The following is a 19,437-nucleotide window of genomic DNA, read 5'->3' on the forward strand; positions in this document are numbered from 1 at the left end:
TTAATGTATGGCAGGAGAACCTTCCATTGTCAACCACTCGCATCAAATCAACCGGCAACGTCCTCGTACCGGATTCAGCCACTCACAGGCATCAAACTATTGGCAAGCATGGGATTTTGCAAGGCCACAAACCTTAAAATGCTGTAATATAACCCTGTTGTACTGTCCATGGCCCTGCTGCTCATTTACGTGCTGTTGAGCGGCGTGGTACAGAACATGCCATACCAGATTGACTACCACACCGGATCGTCGGGCTCCCGCTCGGAGGGCTTGGGGAAACGCATGGCTTTGGAATCGGGGCGGATGGGCCTGCCGCGTGCCCTTGCGTAGACGTAGGTGAACTCGGCCCCCACCAGTACGATCACGGCGGAGTAGTAGATCCAAACCAGCATGACCACCAGCGAACCCGCAGCCCCGTAGATGGAGCCGAAGACGCTGTTGCCCAGGTAGAAGCCGATGAGAAATTTTCCGGCGGAAAACAACAGGGCGGTCAGGAAGGCTCCCGTCCAGACATCGCGCCAGGCCACCTCCGCGTCGGGCAGCACACGAAAGGTCACCGCGAATATAAGGGCAATCACTCCCAGGGATAGGGCCTGGTTGACGCCCGACAGGAGAATCCACGAAGCCCCGGACAGCCATTCCACAACCAGCTCGCGGAAGAGGGCCAGGAAAGTGTCCAACAGCAGGGAGACCAGCAGCAGGAAGCCCATGCCGATGACCATGGCCAGGGAGAGCAGGCGGTCCACCACGTATTTAAACAGGTTGGTGTCGGGCCGCAGTCGAATGCCCCATAGGGTGTTGAGGGTATGCTGAAGTGTGACGATCACGGTCGTGGCGCTGAACAGCAGGATGGCGATGCCGGCGAGCTCGGCGGCCAGGCTGCCGCCGTAGGCACCTGCGTTGGCCAGGATGGACTGGATGGTGCCCGCGCTTTCGGGTCCCAGAAGCCGGCCCGCCTGGTCCAGCAGGGACTGCCGCACGGCCGCGTCGTCGTAGAGCGATCCCGCCACCGACATGGTAATAATGATAATGGCCGGCAGCGAAAAGATGACATAGAAGGCAATGGAGGCGCTCCAGGTCCACGGATCGTCGTTCCAGAACTCCAGGGCCGTTTCCTTGAGAATTTTCCAGTAGCTCATGACTCCTTGCTTTTTGGGCGTCGCCGACAGCGGACAAGGTACCAATTTTTCGCCATCCAGACGTACCGCCTGCTGTTTGCAACGGAATTCGTTCGGGCCGGCACGTGTCTTACTTGGTCGCGCCGACAGCATGCGCACCTGGCAGGCCCGGACCGACGCCTACAGCCTGAGCGTAATCGCCGAGCCTCTCCCCTGCACCGATTCCATGAACGGCATGCAATTCCCCGCCACCGTGACGGTCATCCTGGACGGGCACGCCTACCATGGCTGCGGACGCGACCTGTAGGCTTCGAGACCCCTTCCTATTCTCCCTGTATTTAAGCCCTGCGACTTAAATAATCCATGTTAAGTCGCAGGGCTTAAATCGATCATATAACGCCACTTGTGCGCTGCTGTAGTGCTTATGTCCCTCCTTGAAGCGCTGGGTATAATTAAGTACTATTGGTCTAACATTTCATGTGGACCCATAAAGGCAAGTTTGTGAACCGCATATCTCTGGTCATTCCGGGACTTTTCCTGCTTCTCCTTTTCGGCGGCTGCAGCCAGGAACGCACGGCATCGGAAGGCGGCGTGGAGAAGCTGGACCTGCGCTTCGAGCAGGCGTTTGTCATCGGCGACACCACCATGCAGGCCGATACCCTTCGCATCCCCTCTCCCGGAGAGATTGTCACCGGTCCAGGTGGACGCATTCACATCGCGGATTCCAAACTGAACACCATCCAGGTATACGATCAGAACGGGCAATTCCTTCATTCCATCGGGGGACCCGGAAGCGGGCCGGGCGAATTTGAGAGTATTTCCGCCATGAACATAAATTCCAGGGGTGAGCTGGTGGTTGCGGACGCCCCGGCGGCCCGCATCAGTTTCTTTTCCCGGGAGGGTTCCCTGATCACCGAACTCGCCCCATCGCAGGAGGACCTTATCTGGCCTGCGCAAATGGAGTTCGTGTCGGGCAACCGCTTCCTTATCCTGAACAAGCTTTACCCCAATGCGCGGCCCGAGCCCTCGGTGCAGCAAGCCTACCTCCACCTGTACAGCGCGCGCTACGACCAGCGCCTGCAGTCCTTCGCGCCCGTTGAATCCGTGCTGCAGCGTAACATCCCCTACATGCTCCACGCCACCCGCACCTTCCATCGGGGTCACATGGTCTCGGACGGAAACCGCACCGCCTGGTACGTGCCGGGCATCTACGAGGGACGCATTCTGCAGTACGCCGAAAGCGACACCGGGTGGAGCTGGAAGCGGACGCTGAGGGGACGTCTCTCGGCGGATGAGGCCATCGAAGCAGACTCCGATTCCGAATATGCCGGGAGCATCTCCCGCTACGACGAGGAGGGTATGAAGACCTACACGGCCTACGTGAAGAGCCACAGCCTGGGACTGTTTCGCCTGGACGACGGCAGGCTGGTGCATTTCAGCTCCCAGGTGGCCGACACCGTCCGCCGTCTGCAGGTGGAGGTATTCGACAAGCAGGGCAGGCTGCAGGGCATCGGGACACTTCCCCGCTTCCGACTGTCGCTGTCGGAGAACAACGCGCCTCTCACTTTTGCCTGGATGGACGACCGCCGGCGCTTCTATGTGATCGACGAAAGGGAGGTTCCCGTGGTTCGCGTGGGGACGGTAGTGGGACTGTAATTAGCCGGCCCACACTTTTTTCCATTCGCGCGCAGACGCAAATCCGTGTTTACAGCGCGCTCTATATCCAAATCTTCGTTTCCGTGACCCCGGCGCATTTCGGTCATAAGAATGTGTGTAACTATGTGGAAAACTTGTGGGAAAGTAGGTGATTTTTTCCTTGACCCGGGTCCCGTATTTATGCTAATTACTGGTGAACACAGTCGACGAGAATGCCACGGCAGGATCGTCGGCGAGGTCGGAAAATCACCCGCGGCCTCCGTTGAGATCACCCTTTCCCACCGAAAGCGATTTCAATTGTGTTCCGGTTCTTTTTTTATTTTCGGCCTTTTTTGCGCGCACACCCTCCCTCCTGGTGGCCCTCTTCCAAAGCCTCCATCCTCAATGTGGATAACTCCGCAACCCTCCCCGTCCAGGCAGCAGGACCACGCCCGCCGGCGACGTCAGTAAACGATAAGCACGGGCGGCGAATTGCCTACGGCAAAGGTGTCGGCGTTCACGACGTAAACCTGGTATTCCAGGGAATCGCGGGGCGCATTCTCCCTGACGGTCACCCGAAGCCAGTCGTTCCGGTTAACGTGAGCGCTGTCGTTCTGGAAGGTGCCGCTTTCGAAGGTGAAGTAGTCGTTCACATCCCGGCTAAAGCGGAAATCCATCGCCGAACCCGCCGCACGCCAGTTGATGCTGTCGCCGGCCCGAACGCGAAGGTGTCCCCGGTTTACTCCGCCGGCATCCCATACACGCCACAGGCGGTCGTTGCCCCGCTGCTGCACATGCAGGTTCCAGGTTCGCATCTCCCCCTCCTCCTCCCCGGCGGATCCGTTGCCGCTAAAGGGGTCGATCTTCAGTACCACCCATGCGGCGGCGGCCAGCAGGATGAAGAGTGCGATAATGATAATGGGCTTACGTTTCATCGGTTGGTTGGATTGATTTACGGTTGCGCCCGCCCGTTGGGGGAGCGTTCAAGTGCCTGTGTTAAACTGAGTGAATCAGATCGTTTCTTTTAATGCCTGTGAATGTCCGTCAGCGGTCCTCTTCCGCGAGCAGTTGCTCCTTCAGGTTGCCATAGGCCGGGTCGGCCACCAGCTCGCGGAACTCCGGCTGGGATTCGATGTCGGGCAGCATGGAGGGCTGTATCCACTCCAGGGCTTCATCGCGCATGCCCGATTTCTCGTAGACAAATACAGCCCGGTGCCGGACCCGCACGTTTTGCGGGGTGAGGGCGGTGGCCTTGCGAATCCACGACAGCGCGCGGGCCGTGTCAGCCAGGTCGGCATAATAGCCGCCCAGGTCGGCCATCACCTGCGCGTCTCCTGGGTTTACCTGCAGCTGCTCTTCGGCCCTGCGGATGGCCTGGCGATACGCCTCCTGTGATTTCTCCTCCTCTCCGCTCCAGTGGTAGGCGGCAGCGAGATTGGCCCAGATGTCGTAGCGGTCGCCCAGGTCCTCCAGCACCACTTCATATTGGGCAGCTGCCTCGGCGTAGAGGCCGTCCCAATAGTAGAACCCCGCCAGGTTGTTGGCGGTAAGCGGATTGGGCTCCAGTTCCAGGGAGTGTTCCATCATCTGCCGCGCAAGTTCGCCCTGGCCGTCATAGTAGTAGGCAACGCCCAGGTTGGACCAGGCGGTGGCATTCTGCGGGGTGAGCCGGGTTACCTGCCGGAACTGCTCGACGGCGTCGCCGTAGCGGCCCTTGCCCAGGAAATGAATGCCCAGGTCCTTGTAGCCCTCCCAGTAGTCGGGCTTCAGCTCGATGGCCCGCCGGTAGGTGTCCACGGCCTTGTCCGGCTGGCCCTGGGCGTCGTACACGCGGGCCAGTCCACGGTATGCGGCGTGGTAGCGCGGATCCATCTCCAGGGCGCGGGTGAAATGCATGATGGCCTGCACATGGTCGCCGGTGCCCGCGCTGAGCCGGCCCTTCAGCTCCTGCACACGGGGAAGCTCCTCCCCGCGCAGGAGGGCCTCGTCGAGGGCACGCTTCGCCTGTTCCAGGTAGCTGGCGCTGCGGGTCGTTTCGTACTTGCGCCAGCTCGCCTCCCCTATGCCCGCATAGGCGAGGGCGAAACCGGTGTCGGCCGCCACCGCCTCCCGGAAGAGCCGGATGGCGCTGTCGAGGCTGTCCTGGCTGGCGTAATGCTGCAGGCTGGCCATGCCCTTGAGATACCATTCGTAGGCCTGCGGGTTGGAGGGAGCCCCCTCCTGCAGCATCCGGGTCATGCGGGAGTCCACATCGATCTGCATCATACTCAGCATGGCGCGCACGCCGCCCTGCTCGAGGGCGGCCAGGTCGCCCCGGTGTACCGTCACCTGTTCGCTGTCCAGCCGCCGCACCTGGTCGGCGTCCACCAGCTCCATGATAAGCCGGAGGGAGTCGCCCACCTCCTGCACGGTGGAAAGCACCGCCAGGTTCACCCCGAAGCGGCGGTTGGCCTGGGCGGCGGTCTGAATGCGCTCGCGGCGCAGCTCGCTGGCCGGAGCCACCCAGTAGGAGGGATCGAACTGCTCCAGTTCGGAAAGACGGTAGGAGAGGGTTTCCGCCAGCCCGTCGCAAATGGCCTGGACGCCGGTATCGCCCCCGATGGATTCGATGGGCAGCACCGCCAGGTACTTCCTTCCCGGTACGCCCTGACTTCCGGACCAGGGGACCAGCCAGAAGGCCAGCGCCAGCAGCAGTACGACCGACAGGAAAGCTGCGGCCCGCCTTCGGATGCCGAGCCGTGCGACCGCTCCCGCGCGCCCCGTGCGGCCTCCTCTGCCGCGGCCCGGTGCCCCCGAAGCCTCCGCCCCCTCCTCCAGGTCGCTTATCACGGCCTCCATATCGGGGTAACGCTTCTCGCGGTCCTTTACCAGGCATCCTGCGATCACGGTCTCCACGCCGTCAGGAAGATGGCCGCCGGAGGCCTCCAGGGGTTCAGGCTCCTCCTCGGCGATGGCGTACATCAGGGCGGGGTCGTAGGCGCCCCGGAAGGGCAGCCGGCCCGAAAACAGCTCGTACAAAACCACGCCGTACGACCATATGTCGGAGCGTGGGTCCAGATCGTAGCCCGCCAGCTGTTCGGGCGACATGTAGGCGGTAGTTCCCAGGGTGGATCCGGGCCGGGTGATGTGCTCGGACCCCTGCATGCGGGCCAGCCCGAAGTCCATCACCTTCACGCGTCCCCCGTTGTCGAGCATGATATTGCTCGACTTGATGTCGCGGTGGATGATACCCTTTTCGTGGGCCGCCTGCAGGGCACGGGCGATCTGCAGGGCCACCTCCGCCCTGCGCTCCATCGTCAGCTCCTCCCCGGCGATCACCTCCCTCAGCTCCTTTCCCTCCACGTACTCCATGACAATAAAGAGCTCCTCCTCCGTCTCCTCGATGGAATAGACCTGGGCGATGTGCGGATGGTTGAGGCGGGCGGCCGACTGGGCCTCTATGCGAAAACGCCGGCGCTCCTCGTCGTTGCCGGAAATGTAGCGGGGCAGGAATTTCAGGGCCACGCGGCGGTCCAGGCGGGTATCCCGGGCCAGGTAGACCACACCCATGCCACCTTCCCCAAGCTTTTCCATAATATCGAAGTGCAGAACTGAATCGGGCATGACTCCCCACCTCGGATCGAATTCGGGCGGCTGTCCCTCTCAGCCCATCCGCGCCGCCGTTGGTATGCTAATTAATAAATTTATACATAAAAGAATAATTTTCAGTAGTATTTCTATAGAAGAAGCATGGCATGACGTGTTTTTTATACGCAACGTCCTGCGCCGCAAGTATTAACACCACCTGAGCTTACCATTATGAAGGAGAACGACTCTCTGGCCCGGGAAAACAGGCAGCTTCAGCTGGCCGTGAACGAACTGTCGGTGCTGAACGAGGTGGCCACGGCCATCTCCTCCACCCAGCCCGTGGAGGGGGTCATCGAGGAGATCGTCCGGCGCTGCATCCGCCACCTGCGCGTGGAGGAGGGTGTGGTGAGCCTGCTGGCGGCCGAGGACGGCCAGGCCGGCGATAAACAGGCGGGAGCTGCTGGCAAGGCCGGCGCGGACGCTCCGCAGTTCCAGACCATGGTCCGAAGCCGGGCCTCCTCCTCCGAAAAAATCCCCCTTCGGCTGGATACCCGCCTGGCGGGCTGGATGATGAAGAACCGCGCCGTCCTGCTGAGCAACGACATCCGTGATGACGAGCGCTTCCGCTTTCTCGATTCCGGCGACTTCCGCTACTCCTCCCTGCTGTGCACCCCCCTTATGATCAAGGGTAAGCTGACCGGCTACCTGGCCGTGTTCAACAAGAAAGATTCCGGCGGTTTCAGCGAGGAGGACAAACGCCTGCTCTCCATCATCGCCTCCCAGTCGGCCCAGGTGATCGAGAATGCCCGCCTCTACGAAGAGGAGAAGGCGCTGATCGCCCTTCAGGAGGAAATGCGCATGGCGAGGGAGATCCAGCTTAACCTGCTGCCCAAACACACCCCCGAGCTGCCGGGCTACGAGCTGTTCGCCGTCAACCTGCCTGCCCGTTCGGTGGGAGGCGATTACTACGATTTCGTCCGTCCCGCGTCGGGCGGAACAGGCTTCTGCGTGGGCGACATCACCGGCAAGGGCATGCCCGCGGCCATGCTCATGGCCAACCTGCAGGCCACCTTCCGCAGCCAGGCCATGGGCGCCGGCGACTGCCGCCTCTGCCTGACCGGCACCAACCGGCTGCTCTGCCGCAGCACCGAGCCCTCCAAGTTCGCCACCCTCTTCTACGGGGTGCTCCGGCCGGAAGAGGGGGTCATCGACTACGCAAACGGGGGACACGACGCGGCCCTGCTCTTCCGGGGCGGAGACGAGCCGGAGCGCCTGGAGGCCACCGGACTCCTGCTGGGCGTGGTGGAGGAGACGGACTACGAAGGCGGGAGGGTGAACATGGATCCCGGGGATTGGCTGCTGCTCTACACCGACGGCATTACCGAGGCCATGAACGTCGCCCAGGAGGAGTTCGGCCTGGATCGGCTTATTGATCTGGGCCGCTCGCTGGCGGACGTCCCGGCCGAGAAGGCGGGGCGCGCCATCCTCGAGGCCGTGCGCACCCACGCGGGGTCCAACTCCCAAAGCGACGACATCACCCTGATGGTGATCCGCAGGACCGCCTGACCCTCTCCTACTGCCCGCGGATGCTCTCCACGAGATTCATGCGCGCCGATGACCTCGCCCACCTAGGGCTGTCCGCTGGTGTACAAAAAGTGTACGCTGCCGTACAGATATGGGGTCCAATCCGGGCTCAAGGGAGGCAGGCGGGGATGGCACGTTCTTTGTACTATGCATAGGTCAAGTCTTTACCTTGCACCGGAACGGAAATCACGCCATCGTACCCATGCTCTGGAACCACATCAAGATCTCGCTGCGCAACATCCGACGCCACAAGCTCTTTTCGGCTGTCAACGTTATCAGCCTCACGCTGAGCTTCACCATCTGCCTGGCGGTGCTGATGGTGGTTAAGAATCAGCTCGATTTCGACGCCTTCCATCCGAATGCAGACCGCACCTACCGGGTAATCACGGAGACCACCCGTGACCAGGGTCCCGCCGAACGTTACGCCACCGCACCCCTGCCGTTGACTGAACGGTTGCAGGACAACCTTCCCTCCATCGAGCACACGGTACGTATTCTGGGACAGGATATACACTACGGGGTGCTGGCCAACGGCAGAAAGCTCTCTGGCGTGCGCGCATTCAGCGAGCCCTCATTTTTCAAGGTATTCGGCTTCGGGCTGCGTCACGGCCATCCCGGCACGGCCCTGGCTGAGCCCCGGTCGGTAGTGCTCACGCCCGAAACAGCCCGCCGTTTCTTCGGAGATGGGAACCCTGTGGGCGAGACCTTTGATATCGACGGCTCCGACGTTTATACGGTAACGGGCGTGCTGGAGCGCAGTCTGGAGCATTCCCATCTCTCCTTCGATTTCCTGGTCTCCCTGAACACCCTTACCGCCGGGGGCCGGGAGAACGTACTGGACAATTGGCAGAACCTCTCCAGCGCCAGGGTTTACGTGCAACTCGCTCACGGCACCGGCGCCTCGCGGCTGGAGCAGGCGCTCGCCCCCCTGGCTGAAGAGGTTAACCGCAACCAGCAGCTTCCCGAAGGGATTACCGCCTATGGATTCACTTCCCAGGGCCTGACGGACATCACACCGGGGCAGAATCTCCAAAATGAGATGACCTACGGCAAAATACGCTCCTCCTCCGAGCTGCTCATCCTCTTCGGCATCGCCATGGTGCTCCTGCTTATGGCCTGCTTCAACTACACCAACCTCTCCATCGCACAGGCACTGCGGCGTTCCCTGGAAGTGGGGATCTACAAACTCTTCGGTGCCCGTCGGCGTCAGATCGTCGGCCAGTTCGTGGTGCAGGCCATCCTCATCGCAGCAGCCTCCCTCATCTTCGCCTACGCCCTTCTGCCGTTCGTGCCCCTGCCCAACACCCTGGCCGGGGAGATCCGTTCGGTGATCTTCGACGCCAGACTCCTTGCCTGGATGGCCCTCTTCTCCGTGGTGGCCGGCCTGCTGGCCGGTGGACTCCCCGCCTGGATGCTTTCCGCCATGCAGCCGGTCAAGGTACTGAAAGGACTCAGGGGCATGAACCTGATGAAGGGTATCAGCCTGCGCAAATTCCTGGTCACCCTTCAGTTTGCCATCTCCATCGTACTGCTCATCACTGCCTCTGTGGTCTACCAACAGTCGCAGTTCGCCGCCACAACCGACTACGGCTTCCGCCAGGAGAATATTTACAATCTCAGCCTGCAGAATGAGGTGGATCCACAACTCATGAAAGATGAGCTGACATCTATACCAGGTGTGGAAATGGTCTCCTCCATATCCCGCCCCTTCGGTCTTATGTCCAGTCCCGAGTCCTTCTACCTCGATCCTGAAGGCGAGGGCATTCACGGGGACATGTTTCCGGTGGACCGACACGCGGTGCCCAATCTGGAGCTCGAGCTGGTGGCGGGACAAAACTTCACGTTGGAGATGGAACAGGCTCCGGGCAACCACGTACTGGTCAACGAGCATTTCCTGACCGTGACCGAATGGGAGACGCCGGCCGAGGCGTTGGGCGAGACCATCTACTGGAGGGAACAGGAGCTGGAGATCCTGGGCGTGGTCAAAGACTTCAACTACCGCAGCGTCGAAATGCCCATACGTCCCCTGATCCTGCCCCACCTTCCCGGCTGGGCCCGCCACCTGCAGGTTCGCGTAACCGATGGCATGGGAGAGACCGTCGCAGCCCGGGTAGAGGAGGCCTGGAACCGGGTCGCTCCTCAGCTTCCCCTCGACTACCGTCCCTTCAGCAGAGATATCTACCGTTTCCACGCTAACGAACAGACCGTCGCATCCCTGGGATACTACGCTCTAATTGCCCTCTCCATTGCCTGCCTGGGACTGCTGGGCATGGTAACCTACACCGTGCAAGTGCGTACGCGTGAGGTGGGCATCCGTAAGGTGCTGGGTGCTGGAATGGGGAGCGTGCTGGGCCTGCTCTCCCGCGAATTCGTCCTGCTGCTGGCCATCGCCACAGGTATAGGACTACCGGCGGGCTACTGGCTGGGGCAACTCTACCTAAACAACTTCGCCTACCATATCAGCATCGGATTCGGCATCTTATTTACAGGTTTTGCCGTAATGGCCGGGCTCGGCCTGCTGGCCATCGGCTGGCAGACCTGGCAGGTGGCCCGGCGCAACCCCGTGGAAGCCATCCGCTCTGAGTAGTTTTTTCCGGACTCCTATCCGGCCTGAACCATCATCGACCATAAATTCCCTCTACCCCATGCTCTGGAACCACATCAAGATCTCGCTGCGCAACATCCGACGCCACAAGCTCTTTTCGGCCATCAACATCCTCAGCCTCACGCTGAGCCTCACCATTTGCCTGGCTGCGCTGATGGTCATCAAGCGCCAGTACGACCTCGACCGGCACCATCCCGATCCCGACCTCACCTACCGCGTGACCACCGACTTTCAGTACGAAAACGGGGCCTCCACATCCTACGCCACCTCGCCCCTGGAGATCGGCGACGCCCTGGAGCGCGACTATGCTTTCGTGGAATCGGTGGTGCAGGTGCACAACCGATTCAATCGCTACGGGCTGGCCAACGGCAAAAAGCTGGGCATAAGAGGCAACTTTGTCTCCTCCAACCTTTTCGAAGAGTTCGGCATCGGCCTGCGGCAGGGCAGCGTGGTCTCCGCCTTGACCCGGCCCCGCACGGCGGTGCTCACGCCGGAGGCCGCCCGACGCTATTTCGGCGACCGAAGTCCCATGGGCGAAACCCTCACCCTGGAGGGATGGGGCGAGTTTACGGTCACGGGCGTGCTTGACGCGGAGCGCCTGCAGCAGTCCCACCTGAGCCTCGGCGGAGTGCTGGTGTCCCTCGAAAGCCTCCCCGTGCTGCAGCAGACCGGCGCCATTTCTTCCGCCGACGCGGCCGACCCCGGACGCAGCTGGACCTACCTGAAGCTGGAGCAGTCCTCCGACCGGCAGGCACTCGAAGAGGCTCTGCCTTCCCTATCGGAGCGCTTCACCGCCGGACAGGAACTGCCCGAAGAGGTGGCCTCCTATCGCTTCCGGGCGCAGGCGCTGGGTGATATCACTATGGGACCCCCCATCCTGCGCAGCGAAATCGGTGCGGGCAAGGTGCGTTCGTCGGAGGAGCTGGCGGTATGGGGACTTGTGGCCTTTGTCATTCTTTTCATGGCCTGCTTCAACTACACCAACCTCTCCGTCGCCCGGGCCCTGAAACGGGCGCGCGAGGTGGGCGTCTACAAGGTGCTGGGTGCCCTGCGGGGACAGATCATCACGCAGTTCGTCACACAGTCCACCCTCACCGCCGCGGCCTCCCTGATGCTGGCCTGGGCCCTGCTTCCCTTTGTACCCCTGCCGCAGGGACTCATGGACGACATCCGGCTGGCGCAGTTCGATTTCATCCTGGCCGCCTGGATTGCCGTTTTCTGCCTCTTCACCGGCCTGCTGGCCGGGCTGCTCCCTGCCTGGCTGCTCGGCTCCCGCTCGCCCGTGGAGATGCTTCGCAGCCGCAAAAGCCTGGATCTGATCGGGGGACTCAAAATCCGGAAGTCACTGGTGGTCGCCCAGTTCACCCTCTCCATTGTGATGATCGTGGTAGCCCTGGTCACCTACCGGCAGTCACAATACGCGGCCACCGGCGACTACGGTTTCCAGCGCGAAGGCATCTACACCCTCAGTCTGCAGGGGCAGGACGCCGACCTTCTGCGAGAGGAGATCTCCGGCATCGCCGGCGTGGGGGACATCACGGCCGCCTCCGATCTCTTCGGCCTCTTCACGGCGGGCGATGTGACCCTGGGTGCAAACCGGGGAGAGGAAGTCCTTCACGCCGACTACCTGTCGGCAGACCGCAACCTGCCGCAGGTTATGAACCTGGAACTGGTGGCGGGCAGCACCTTCCCGGACCAGGCGGCCGGTGGACCCGAAAGCCATGTGCTGATCAACGAGACGGCAGTAGAGCGACTGGGCTGGCCGTCGGCCGGGGAGGCGGTAGGCGAGAACGTCTGGCTGGCCGACAGCCTGCAGGTGCAGATCGCCGGGGTGGTCCGTGACTTCAACTACCAGACCAAAAGCCTGGCCATTCGCCCCCTGGTGATGCGCCACCTGCCGGGTGCGTTCCGCCACCTCTACATACCGTACACAGGCAACGACCACGAGGCCTTCCAGGAGGAGCTGACGTCAACGTGGGAGCGGGTGGCGCCGCAGCTCCCGGCCTCGTACAACCGGCTTGACCGGCGGCTGTACGAGGCTCACTCGCACGAAGAGGACGTCGCCTCGCTGGGCTACTACGCTCTCATCGCCCTGTCCATCGCCTGCCTTGGTCTGCTGGGCATGGTCACCTACACCGTGGAGGTGCGCACCCAGGAGGTGGGCATTCGCAAGGTACTGGGGGCGGGCACCGGCAACGTAATGCGCCTTCTCAGCATGGAGTTCGTCTGGCTGCTGCTGGGGGCGGCGGCTGTGGGACTGCCCGCCGGCTACTGGATCGGGCAGCAGTTCCTGGGAACCTACGCCTACCACGTGTCCATTGGTGCGGGCACCCTGCTGGCCGGTTTCGGCGTGATGGCCGCGCTGGGCCTGGGCGCCATCGGCTGGCAGACCTGGCAGGTGGCCCGGCGGAACCCCGTGGAAGCCATTCGGACCGAGTAGCCGGTCAGCGGTTCAGGCTTACCTCCACCGGACGCATCTCCACCGCCGTGGTCACGCTGGAGCTGAAGGTATAACCCTTCTTCTGGAGCGCCTCACGGCAGTTGTTCATCAACTCGAAGCGCGTACTGGTGAGGGTCAACTCCTGGTCGGTCGAACGAATCCAGAAGAAGACCTGGAGCTGCACAAAATTGGGGTCGAATCCCTTGATCTGTACGGACGCCTTCGGATCCCCGAGCACCCCGGGCGTATTTTGGGTCACCTCCAGTAGCATATCTGCCGCCGCCCGGGCGTCGTCTCCGTAGTCGATGCCCACCGTAAAGCTTCCGCGTCGGAGCCCGTCCAGCGTGTAATTGTGCAGCGGTTTGGTGAACAGCTGGACACTGGGTACGAAAACGTCGCATCCGTCGGCGGTCCGAATATGAATATGCCGCAGCTGGATGCTTTTTACCCTCCCCAGCACCCCCTCGGTTTCGATGACGTCGTCGGTGTTGAAAGGACGGCTGAACGCCAGGAAGAAACCGGCCAGGAAATTCTCGCCAATGTCCTTGAAGGCAAAGCCCAGCACCACCGCGGTGAGTCCCCCGCCCGCCACCAGGCTGGTTGCCAGCGTGCCGTATCCGATCATGTTCAGGAAGACGATGATTCCCACAAGCAGTGTCAGTCCACGTATAAGCGTCACGAAATAGGGATGGTAGGCGCTGGGCATGCTGCTGCGAAGGATCAGCCGGTGCGCGCCCTTGGCGAGGAGGCGTCCCAGCCCATAGAAGGCCAGCAGGACAAGGGAGGCGAAGAGGAGCTCGGGCAGGAAGTCCACCAGCTGCTGCAGTTCTTCCAGGAAGGCGTTGGCAAGATTATCTAGCATGGTGCCGCGAAATTCAGGTGATAAAGAGCGTCGAGAACCATTACCGCGCGGGAACCCCGGCCCGGGCCCAGTCCCATCCCTCCATGCCGTGGCGGTTAACCGCCTTCACGCGCACCTCCGATCCGGGCGCCAGGTCTTCCAGGGTGATCTCCGTGCCTTCCACCGTGGCGGTCTGCACGCCGGCCTGGTCTGACTCATATTCCACCAGGTAGTGGTCAATGTCGCTCTCGGGGGAGGCGTCCCAGCTCAGGCGGTACTGGTCGGCGCTCTGCAGGGTCTGCACCTGAAGGTCGGCCAGCCGCGAGGGGGAGGAGGCCAGCAGCATGAGCGTGGCCGCCGTGGTTTTCGACACCTCGGCCACCAGCTGGTGGTTGATGGTCTCCAGATTGTCGTTCGCCTGGTGGTAGAAGGGGCTGCCCAGCACCGGGTAGGAGCCGATGCCGCCCACAATGTCCCCGTAGGCCTCGTAGTAGGCGTGGGCGTCGGTGAACTTGTAGTAGAGGGCGTCGTAGGTCACCAGCCGGCTGAATTTGCGTGCGGCGTTGTGCTGGATGTCGCGAATGCCGGGGTTGGAGTAGCGGATGGTGTTGTCGAGGCGGGCGTTATTGGCAAATCCCACCATGTCGTTGTTGAGGGCGCCCACGATCTGCATGCCGCTCTCCTGGGCCTGCCGCACGAACTCCCGGCTGCCCAGCAGCCCGGCCTCCTCGCCGGTAAAGGCGGCGAAGATGATGGTGGCGGGCATGGGATGGTCGGCCAGCACGCGCGCCGCCTCCAGCAGGGCCGCCGTGCCGCTGGTGTTGTCGTCGGCCCCGGGGCCCCGCTCCACCGAGTCGTAGTGGCTGCTGATCACGTAGACCAGCTCGGGATGGGTGGTGCCCTCCAGGCGTGCCAGAACGTTGGCGGTGCGTCCCCCGTACACCTCCCGGCCTTCGGGGGAGAACCACTGGTAGTCGGGCTCGTAGCCGAAGGACTGAAAGGCCTCGTAGATGTACTCGGCCGCCTTGTCGTTGCCCGGCTGCGTGATGTACTTGGAATCGAAACGGTAGAGGTCCTCCTCGTAGCGGTAGATCCGGCGGAGGGAGATCTGGCCGGTAACCTGCGACACGCGGTCAGCGATCTGCTCGTAAAGGCGGTCGCCCTTGGTGCGCAGCGCCTCTTCCTGCTCCATGTTGCGGTTGATGCGCGCCAGGAGCTCCTCTTGGGTGATCCGCTCGGAAAGGTCCAGCAGGTAGACGCCCCGCTCCGGGGAGATGGTGTCTCCGTCCCTTTCGGCCACGATGAGCAGGCGGTCGCCGTCGGGATGCACCGCCCACTCGTATTCGGGGGCGATGGTGCGCAGGGTGTTGTTGTGGAAGAGTTTCTGCAATTCCCCGCTTTGCAAGTTGTAGAGAAAGGAACGGCGGTGACGTCCCTCACCCTTGGCGGCCACCAGGCGGTCTTCATCCAGGAAGGCCGGGAAGCGGTCGTGCTGCAGCTCGCGACTCACGCGCTTGCGCTCCCCGGAGCCGTCGGCGTTGTGCGCATAAATCTCATAGTCGTCCTCTGCCTGCAAGGCATAGGCCACACGGGTGCCGCCGGGCGAGAGGGTGGCATCGGTAAGCGGCAGGTCGGTGGAGGTGATCTCGGTGACGGCGGGTCCCCCTACGCGCAGTCCCGAGGTCAGCAGGGAGGTCGCCCCGTCTGATTCACGGGACAGCAGCATGCGCTCGCCCTCACGGGAAGCGTCCACCAGCTCGCCCTCCGCCTTGAAGAGTCCTCCAGTCTGAAGATCGTAAGCCCCGGTCCAGCCCGGCGTCTGCGCGGGTGCGTCGGAGGAGGGATCGAAGGGATTTTGTTCCTGGTAGCCGAAGACCAGGAAGCGTCCCCCGCCGGCCAGCCTCATTTCGCTTTCGTAGCTGTCCTGCCCGGTGAGCGTGCGCACCTGCCCGTTACCCGCCTCCATGGTGTAGACCAGAGGGTAGGTTTCCCCCTCCTGCTGCCCGGTGAAGTAGAGCGTCTGCCCGTCGGGTGAGGAAATCACCTCTCCTATGGCGTAGCCCTGCGGGGTAAGGACGCGTTCGGGCGCACCCGGTCCCTCACGGTAGAGTAGCAGGGTGTTGCTGCGAACCACCGCATCGTAGTCGGCCTGTGCGCTCCGCCAGAGATCCCAGTTGCTCTCCGCTCTCGCCTGCTCGATAGCCTCGTCGCGCACCTCCCCGGCCGAGCGCACGGCCTGATTGTCCGCCACGCGACGGTAGATAACTGCGCCACCTGCCAGCAGCTGCACGTCCTCGCCCTCCACAGCGAAGGATTCTGAAGACCCTGAGAGATCGTGCACCCAGGTGCGCATGCCCCCCTCGCCTTCCCGCTGCCAGATGGCATACCGCCCATCGTCCGAGAAACGTATATCGGTGCCGTCCTCGCTCAATTCGGTCACGCGGTAGAGTTCGCCGGTCTTCAGGGCGATACGCTCAAAGAAACGGCCGGCCTCCTCCCCCTCCAGCAGGTGCCGGAAGGCATGCAGGGCCTGCGGGTAGTGGCCCTCGTGCCAGTCGTCCAGGGCGCCCTGGTAGATTTCGTCCGGTGCGGATGCGTGCAGCATGTCGTGCATGCCGTCCTCCTGGGCGAGGGCGGAAGCGGAGGTGAAAAGGATGAGCAACAAGGGGAGAGTAAGGGAGCGTACAGCGTTCATGGATATGGAATGAGTTGGGTTTCAGGAAAAGATGCGCCATCCCCGGCACAAATGCCAATACCCTTTGTCACCCGCGGGTTGTGCTAGACTTCCTGTGCCATCAGTTACTTGTCTACAACCTGCCGTAGATCATTCATCTGGACGGGCTTGGACAAGTAGTCGTCCATGCCGGACTGAAGGCACTTCTCCCGGACGAGAGGCTGCGTGTCTGCCGTCATCGCGATGATCCGGGTCCTGTTCCCCTCGCCGTTAAGCATGGACCGTATCCTGGCTGTGGACTCAAAGCCGTCCATTTCGGGCATCTGCAGATCCATGAATACCAGCTCGTAATGCTTTCGGCCAACGGCTTCCACCGCTTCCAGACCGTTTGAGGCCACATCCGCCTGGTATCCCAATTTCTCCAGCATTTTCTGGGTTACAAGCTGGTTGATCCGGTTGTCCTCCACCACCAGGATGGAGGAATCCACGGGCAAGCCCGCTTCGCCCGCAGGCATCTCACTCCCGGTGTTATTTGCTCCGTTGACCATCGTGCGCGGCTTTTCCTCCGCATCCACCATGATGTGAAAATAGAAGGTGGATCCCTCCCCTTCCCTGCTGTCGACGTCAACTTCACCTCCCATCATCTCGACGATACTGCGGCAGATGGCCAGGCCCAGTCCCGTTCCGCCATGAGAGCGTGTACGCGAGCTGTCCACCTGGGAAAAGGACTGGAATAGTTCCTTTTGTTTTTCTTCGGAAATGCCGATTCCCGTGTCGCTCACCGCGAAACGTATGCACTGCCCAGGCCCTTTTTGACCGCAATTCTCAACGTTCAACTGTACCTCGCCCTCCTCGGTGAATTTCAAGGCGTTCCCTATCAGATTCAGCAATACCTGCCGCAGACGGACCTTGTCAGTCACAATCTGGGAGGGGACATCTGGTGCGATCTGCCAGGCGGTATTCAAATCCTTTTCGGCGGCCTCAAGCTTAAAGAGATCGAATACGTCCTGCACCAGTTCTGACAGGTCAAAGGACTCCTCTTCAATCTCCATCCTTCCCGACTCCATCTTGGAGTAATCCAGCACGTCATTGATAATCGAAAGCAGGTTCTCCCCTCCTATTTTGATCGTTCGGACATACTCCTCCTGTTCGTCGTCCAGCTCGGTTTCCATGATCAGGTCCGACATGCCAATGACCGCATTCAGGGGCGTACGGATTTCATGGCTCATCATCGCCAGGAAGTCGGATTTTATGCGGGCGGCCTTTTCCGCCTCGTCACGGGCTCGCTCCAGGGCCTGGGTACTCTTTCTCTGGCGCCTGACCATAAATGTCAACGCCAGGCCCAGCATACAGGATATGAATACCAGGAAGTACAACTGATTCCAATAGGAATTGACGTGGCTGCTCCATCGGCCGATGGCGATGCCCACAAGCGTGTTGGCATCATCCATATCTTCCAGAAGCTGGAGCAGTTGAACATCCATATCCGCAGAGCGGAGTTCCTGCCGGCTTTGACCCGCCCAGTCAAGGGAATGAAACACGGAGTCCACCCGGCCCATCAGTGCCTGAATATCGACCAGCTCCTGATCCTGAAGAAGGCCCAGTTGCCGGTCGATGCGATCCATGTGTTCCTCGAAATAGCGTTCGACATGCTGCTGGGTCTGGGCCGAGTCGCTTTCAAGATAGATTCCCATTTCTTTAATCTCGCCCGAGACCCACCCTATGCGGGTAATGAGTTCGATGCGATCGTTCACGCCCTTTCGGCCGCGGTCAACCTGCCAGATGATATACGCAGACCATCCCACGAAGATCACCAGAAGAAAACTGGAAATCCGGACGGAATGCTTTTGAAAAAATGAAGTCAGTTTGGACATGGGTGTCCCTCCTAAAGCCGCTGATATTGGATAAAAACCCTTTACAACCTATTGATCCGTGATCAATCGGCGAAATATTAAGATTTTTTAATATTACGGCCAACTTTATTTTTTGGGCCGATGAGAGGGGTGAGACAAGACTTTGTGGACACTCAGAGAAAGGGCCGATGAAATGACTACAGCGCGGGATGGCAGCGGGAGAAAGCCCTAGTCGGGGTAGATCGATTTCTTGGCGGCCAGCAGGGTGTTCTTCATGAGCATGGCCACGGTCATGGGACCCACCCCGCCGGGGACGGGCGTGATCCAGCTCGCTTTCTCGCTGACGCTCTCGAAGTGGCAGTCGCCCACCAGCGAGTAGCCCTTCTCGGCGTTCTCGTCGGCCACGCGGTTGATGCCCACGTCGATGACAGCCACCCCCTCCTTGACCATCTCCCCGCGGATGAGGTTGGGCTGCCCGGCGGCCACCACCAGCAGGTCGGCCGATATGGTGTGCTGGGTGAGGTCCTTGGTAAACTTGTGGCAGATGGTGGTGGTGGCCTTCCCCCCGGAATCTTCCTTGGAGAGCATGGTGGAGACGGGCCGGCCCACGATGTTGCTGGCTCCCACCACCACCGCATGGCGCCCCTTGGTGGGAATACTGTAGTATTTGAGCAGCTCGAAGATGCCCGCCGGCGTGCAGGAGCGGAAACAGGGGTCGCCCACGGTGAGCCGGCCGATGTTCATGGGATGGAAGCCGTCCACGTCCTTGCGGTAATCGATGGCCTCGATCACGTCGTGCGACGACAGGTGCACCGGCAGGGGAAGCTGCACCAGGATGCCGTCCACGGAGTCGTCGTCGTTGAATTTGCGGATGGTCCCTTTAAGCTCCTTGGCGGAGACGGTGTCGGGAAGGCGGAGGGTGCCGGTCTCAATGCCCACCTCCTTGCAGGCGCGCGTCTTCGCCCCCACGTAGACGTCCGATGCGGGGTCGTTGCCGGTCAGGATCACCTGCAGGAACGGCGGACGGTTGCCGGCGGCGGTCCAGTCCTTCACATCCCGGCGCACCTCGTCCCGTGTAATTCCGGCTACCTTCTTTCCGTCGATGATCTTTGCTGACATG

At 61.5% G+C, this 19,437-nt stretch carries 12 protein-coding genes; 5 read left to right on the plus strand and 7 right to left on the minus strand.

Annotated elements, in window-relative coordinates; translation table 11 throughout:
• Positions 1 to 233 precede the first annotated feature (233 nt).
• Positions 234 to 1,139 carry a YihY/virulence factor BrkB family protein gene (locus U5K31_12365; protein MDZ7773516.1) on the minus strand — a complete coding sequence of 302 codons (906 nt, stop codon included), beginning with the start codon at positions 1,137 to 1,139 and terminating at the stop codon, positions 234 to 236.
• Positions 1,140 to 1,269: 130 nt separating this feature from the next.
• On the opposite strand from U5K31_12365, the gene U5K31_12370 reads away from it, so the two are divergent.
• Together U5K31_12370 and U5K31_12375 are read left to right on the plus strand one after the other, a co-directional pair.
• Positions 1,270 to 1,425 carry a hypothetical protein gene (locus tag U5K31_12370; protein MDZ7773517.1) on the plus strand — a complete coding sequence of 52 codons (156 nt, stop codon included), beginning with the start codon at positions 1,270 to 1,272 and terminating at the stop codon, positions 1,423 to 1,425.
• Positions 1,426 to 1,619: 194 nt separating this feature from the next.
• Positions 1,620 to 2,774 (plus strand): 6-bladed beta-propeller, encoded by a 1,155-nt coding sequence (locus U5K31_12375; protein ID MDZ7773518.1) that lies wholly within the window; start codon positions 1,620 to 1,622, stop codon positions 2,772 to 2,774.
• 443 nt (positions 2,775 to 3,217) lie between these two features.
• Here the strand turns inward: U5K31_12375 and U5K31_12380 are convergent, their stop codons facing one another.
• Both U5K31_12380 and U5K31_12385 read right to left on the minus strand, forming a co-directional pair.
• Positions 3,218 to 3,688, minus strand: coding sequence for a hypothetical protein (locus U5K31_12380; protein ID MDZ7773519.1), 471 nt, complete (start codon positions 3,686 to 3,688; stop codon positions 3,218 to 3,220).
• Positions 3,689 to 3,797: 109 nt separating this feature from the next.
• Positions 3,798 to 6,356, minus strand: a complete 2,559-nt coding sequence (locus U5K31_12385; protein ID MDZ7773520.1) for a protein kinase — start codon at positions 6,354 to 6,356, stop codon at positions 3,798 to 3,800.
• Between the two features lie 195 nt (positions 6,357 to 6,551).
• On the opposite strand from U5K31_12385, the gene U5K31_12390 reads away from it, so the two are divergent.
• The 3 genes from U5K31_12390 to U5K31_12400 all read left to right on the plus strand — a co-directional run bounded on the left by U5K31_12390 (position 6,552) and on the right by U5K31_12400 (position 12,949).
• Positions 6,552 to 7,886: a GAF domain-containing SpoIIE family protein phosphatase gene (locus tag U5K31_12390; GenBank protein ID MDZ7773521.1), complete on the plus strand. Its 1,335-nt coding sequence runs from the start codon at positions 6,552 to 6,554 to the stop codon at positions 7,884 to 7,886.
• 220 nt (positions 7,887 to 8,106) lie between these two features.
• A complete protein-coding gene (locus U5K31_12395; protein MDZ7773522.1) occupies positions 8,107 to 10,491 on the plus strand; it encodes an ABC transporter permease in 2,385 nt (794 codons plus the stop codon).
• Positions 10,492 to 10,549: 58 nt separating this feature from the next.
• Entirely contained in the window at positions 10,550 to 12,949 is a 2,400-nt protein-coding gene (locus U5K31_12400; GenBank protein ID MDZ7773523.1) for an ABC transporter permease, read from the plus strand.
• 4 nt (positions 12,950 to 12,953) lie between these two features.
• Here U5K31_12400 and U5K31_12405 read toward each other — a convergent pair whose 3' ends face one another.
• The 4 genes from U5K31_12405 to folD all read right to left on the minus strand — a co-directional run bounded on the left by U5K31_12405 (position 12,954) and on the right by folD (position 19,436).
• Positions 12,954 to 13,811, minus strand: a complete 858-nt coding sequence (locus U5K31_12405; GenBank protein ID MDZ7773524.1) for a mechanosensitive ion channel family protein — start codon at positions 13,809 to 13,811, stop codon at positions 12,954 to 12,956.
• Between the two features lie 40 nt (positions 13,812 to 13,851).
• Complete coding sequence (locus tag U5K31_12410) at positions 13,852 to 16,485, minus strand: M20/M25/M40 family metallo-hydrolase (GenBank protein ID MDZ7773525.1); 2,634 nt, start codon at positions 16,483 to 16,485, stop codon at positions 13,852 to 13,854.
• A gap of 104 nt (positions 16,486 to 16,589) precedes the next feature.
• Positions 16,590 to 18,269 (minus strand): ATP-binding protein, encoded by a 1,680-nt coding sequence (locus U5K31_12415; protein MDZ7773526.1) that lies wholly within the window; start codon positions 18,267 to 18,269, stop codon positions 16,590 to 16,592.
• 276 nt (positions 18,270 to 18,545) lie between these two features.
• Positions 18,546 to 19,436, minus strand: coding sequence for a bifunctional methylenetetrahydrofolate dehydrogenase/methenyltetrahydrofolate cyclohydrolase FolD (folD, locus tag U5K31_12420; protein ID MDZ7773527.1), 891 nt, complete (start codon positions 19,434 to 19,436; stop codon positions 18,546 to 18,548).
• Position 19,437 lies beyond the last annotated feature (1 nt).

It is taken from the genome of Balneolaceae bacterium (genome assembly GCA_034521445.1).
Taxonomy (GTDB): domain Bacteria; phylum Bacteroidota; class Rhodothermia; order Balneolales; family Balneolaceae; genus JAXHMM01.

What these genes read in the sequence shown, in the direction of transcription:
- U5K31_12410 (MDZ7773525.1), bottom strand. Translation starts at nt 16,485, where the DNA reads ATGAACGCTGTACGCTCCCTTACTCTCCCCTTGTTGCTCATCCTTTTC.
- folD (MDZ7773527.1), bottom strand. Translation starts at nt 19,436, where the DNA reads ATGTCAGCAAAGATCATCGACGGAAAGAAGGTAGCCGGAATTACACGG.
- U5K31_12370 (MDZ7773517.1), top strand. Translation starts at nt 1,270, where the DNA reads ATGCGCACCTGGCAGGCCCGGACCGACGCCTACAGCCTGAGCGTAATC.
- U5K31_12395 (MDZ7773522.1), top strand. Translation starts at nt 8,107, where the DNA reads ATGCTCTGGAACCACATCAAGATCTCGCTGCGCAACATCCGACGCCAC.
- U5K31_12400 (MDZ7773523.1), top strand. Translation starts at nt 10,550, where the DNA reads ATGCTCTGGAACCACATCAAGATCTCGCTGCGCAACATCCGACGCCAC.
- U5K31_12390 (MDZ7773521.1), top strand. Translation starts at nt 6,552, where the DNA reads ATGAAGGAGAACGACTCTCTGGCCCGGGAAAACAGGCAGCTTCAGCTG.
- U5K31_12365 (MDZ7773516.1), bottom strand. Translation starts at nt 1,139, where the DNA reads ATGAGCTACTGGAAAATTCTCAAGGAAACGGCCCTGGAGTTCTGGAAC.
- U5K31_12385 (MDZ7773520.1), bottom strand. Translation starts at nt 6,356, where the DNA reads ATGCCCGATTCAGTTCTGCACTTCGATATTATGGAAAAGCTTGGGGAA.
- U5K31_12380 (MDZ7773519.1), bottom strand. Translation starts at nt 3,688, where the DNA reads ATGAAACGTAAGCCCATTATCATTATCGCACTCTTCATCCTGCTGGCC.
- U5K31_12405 (MDZ7773524.1), bottom strand. Translation starts at nt 13,811, where the DNA reads ATGCTAGATAATCTTGCCAACGCCTTCCTGGAAGAACTGCAGCAGCTG.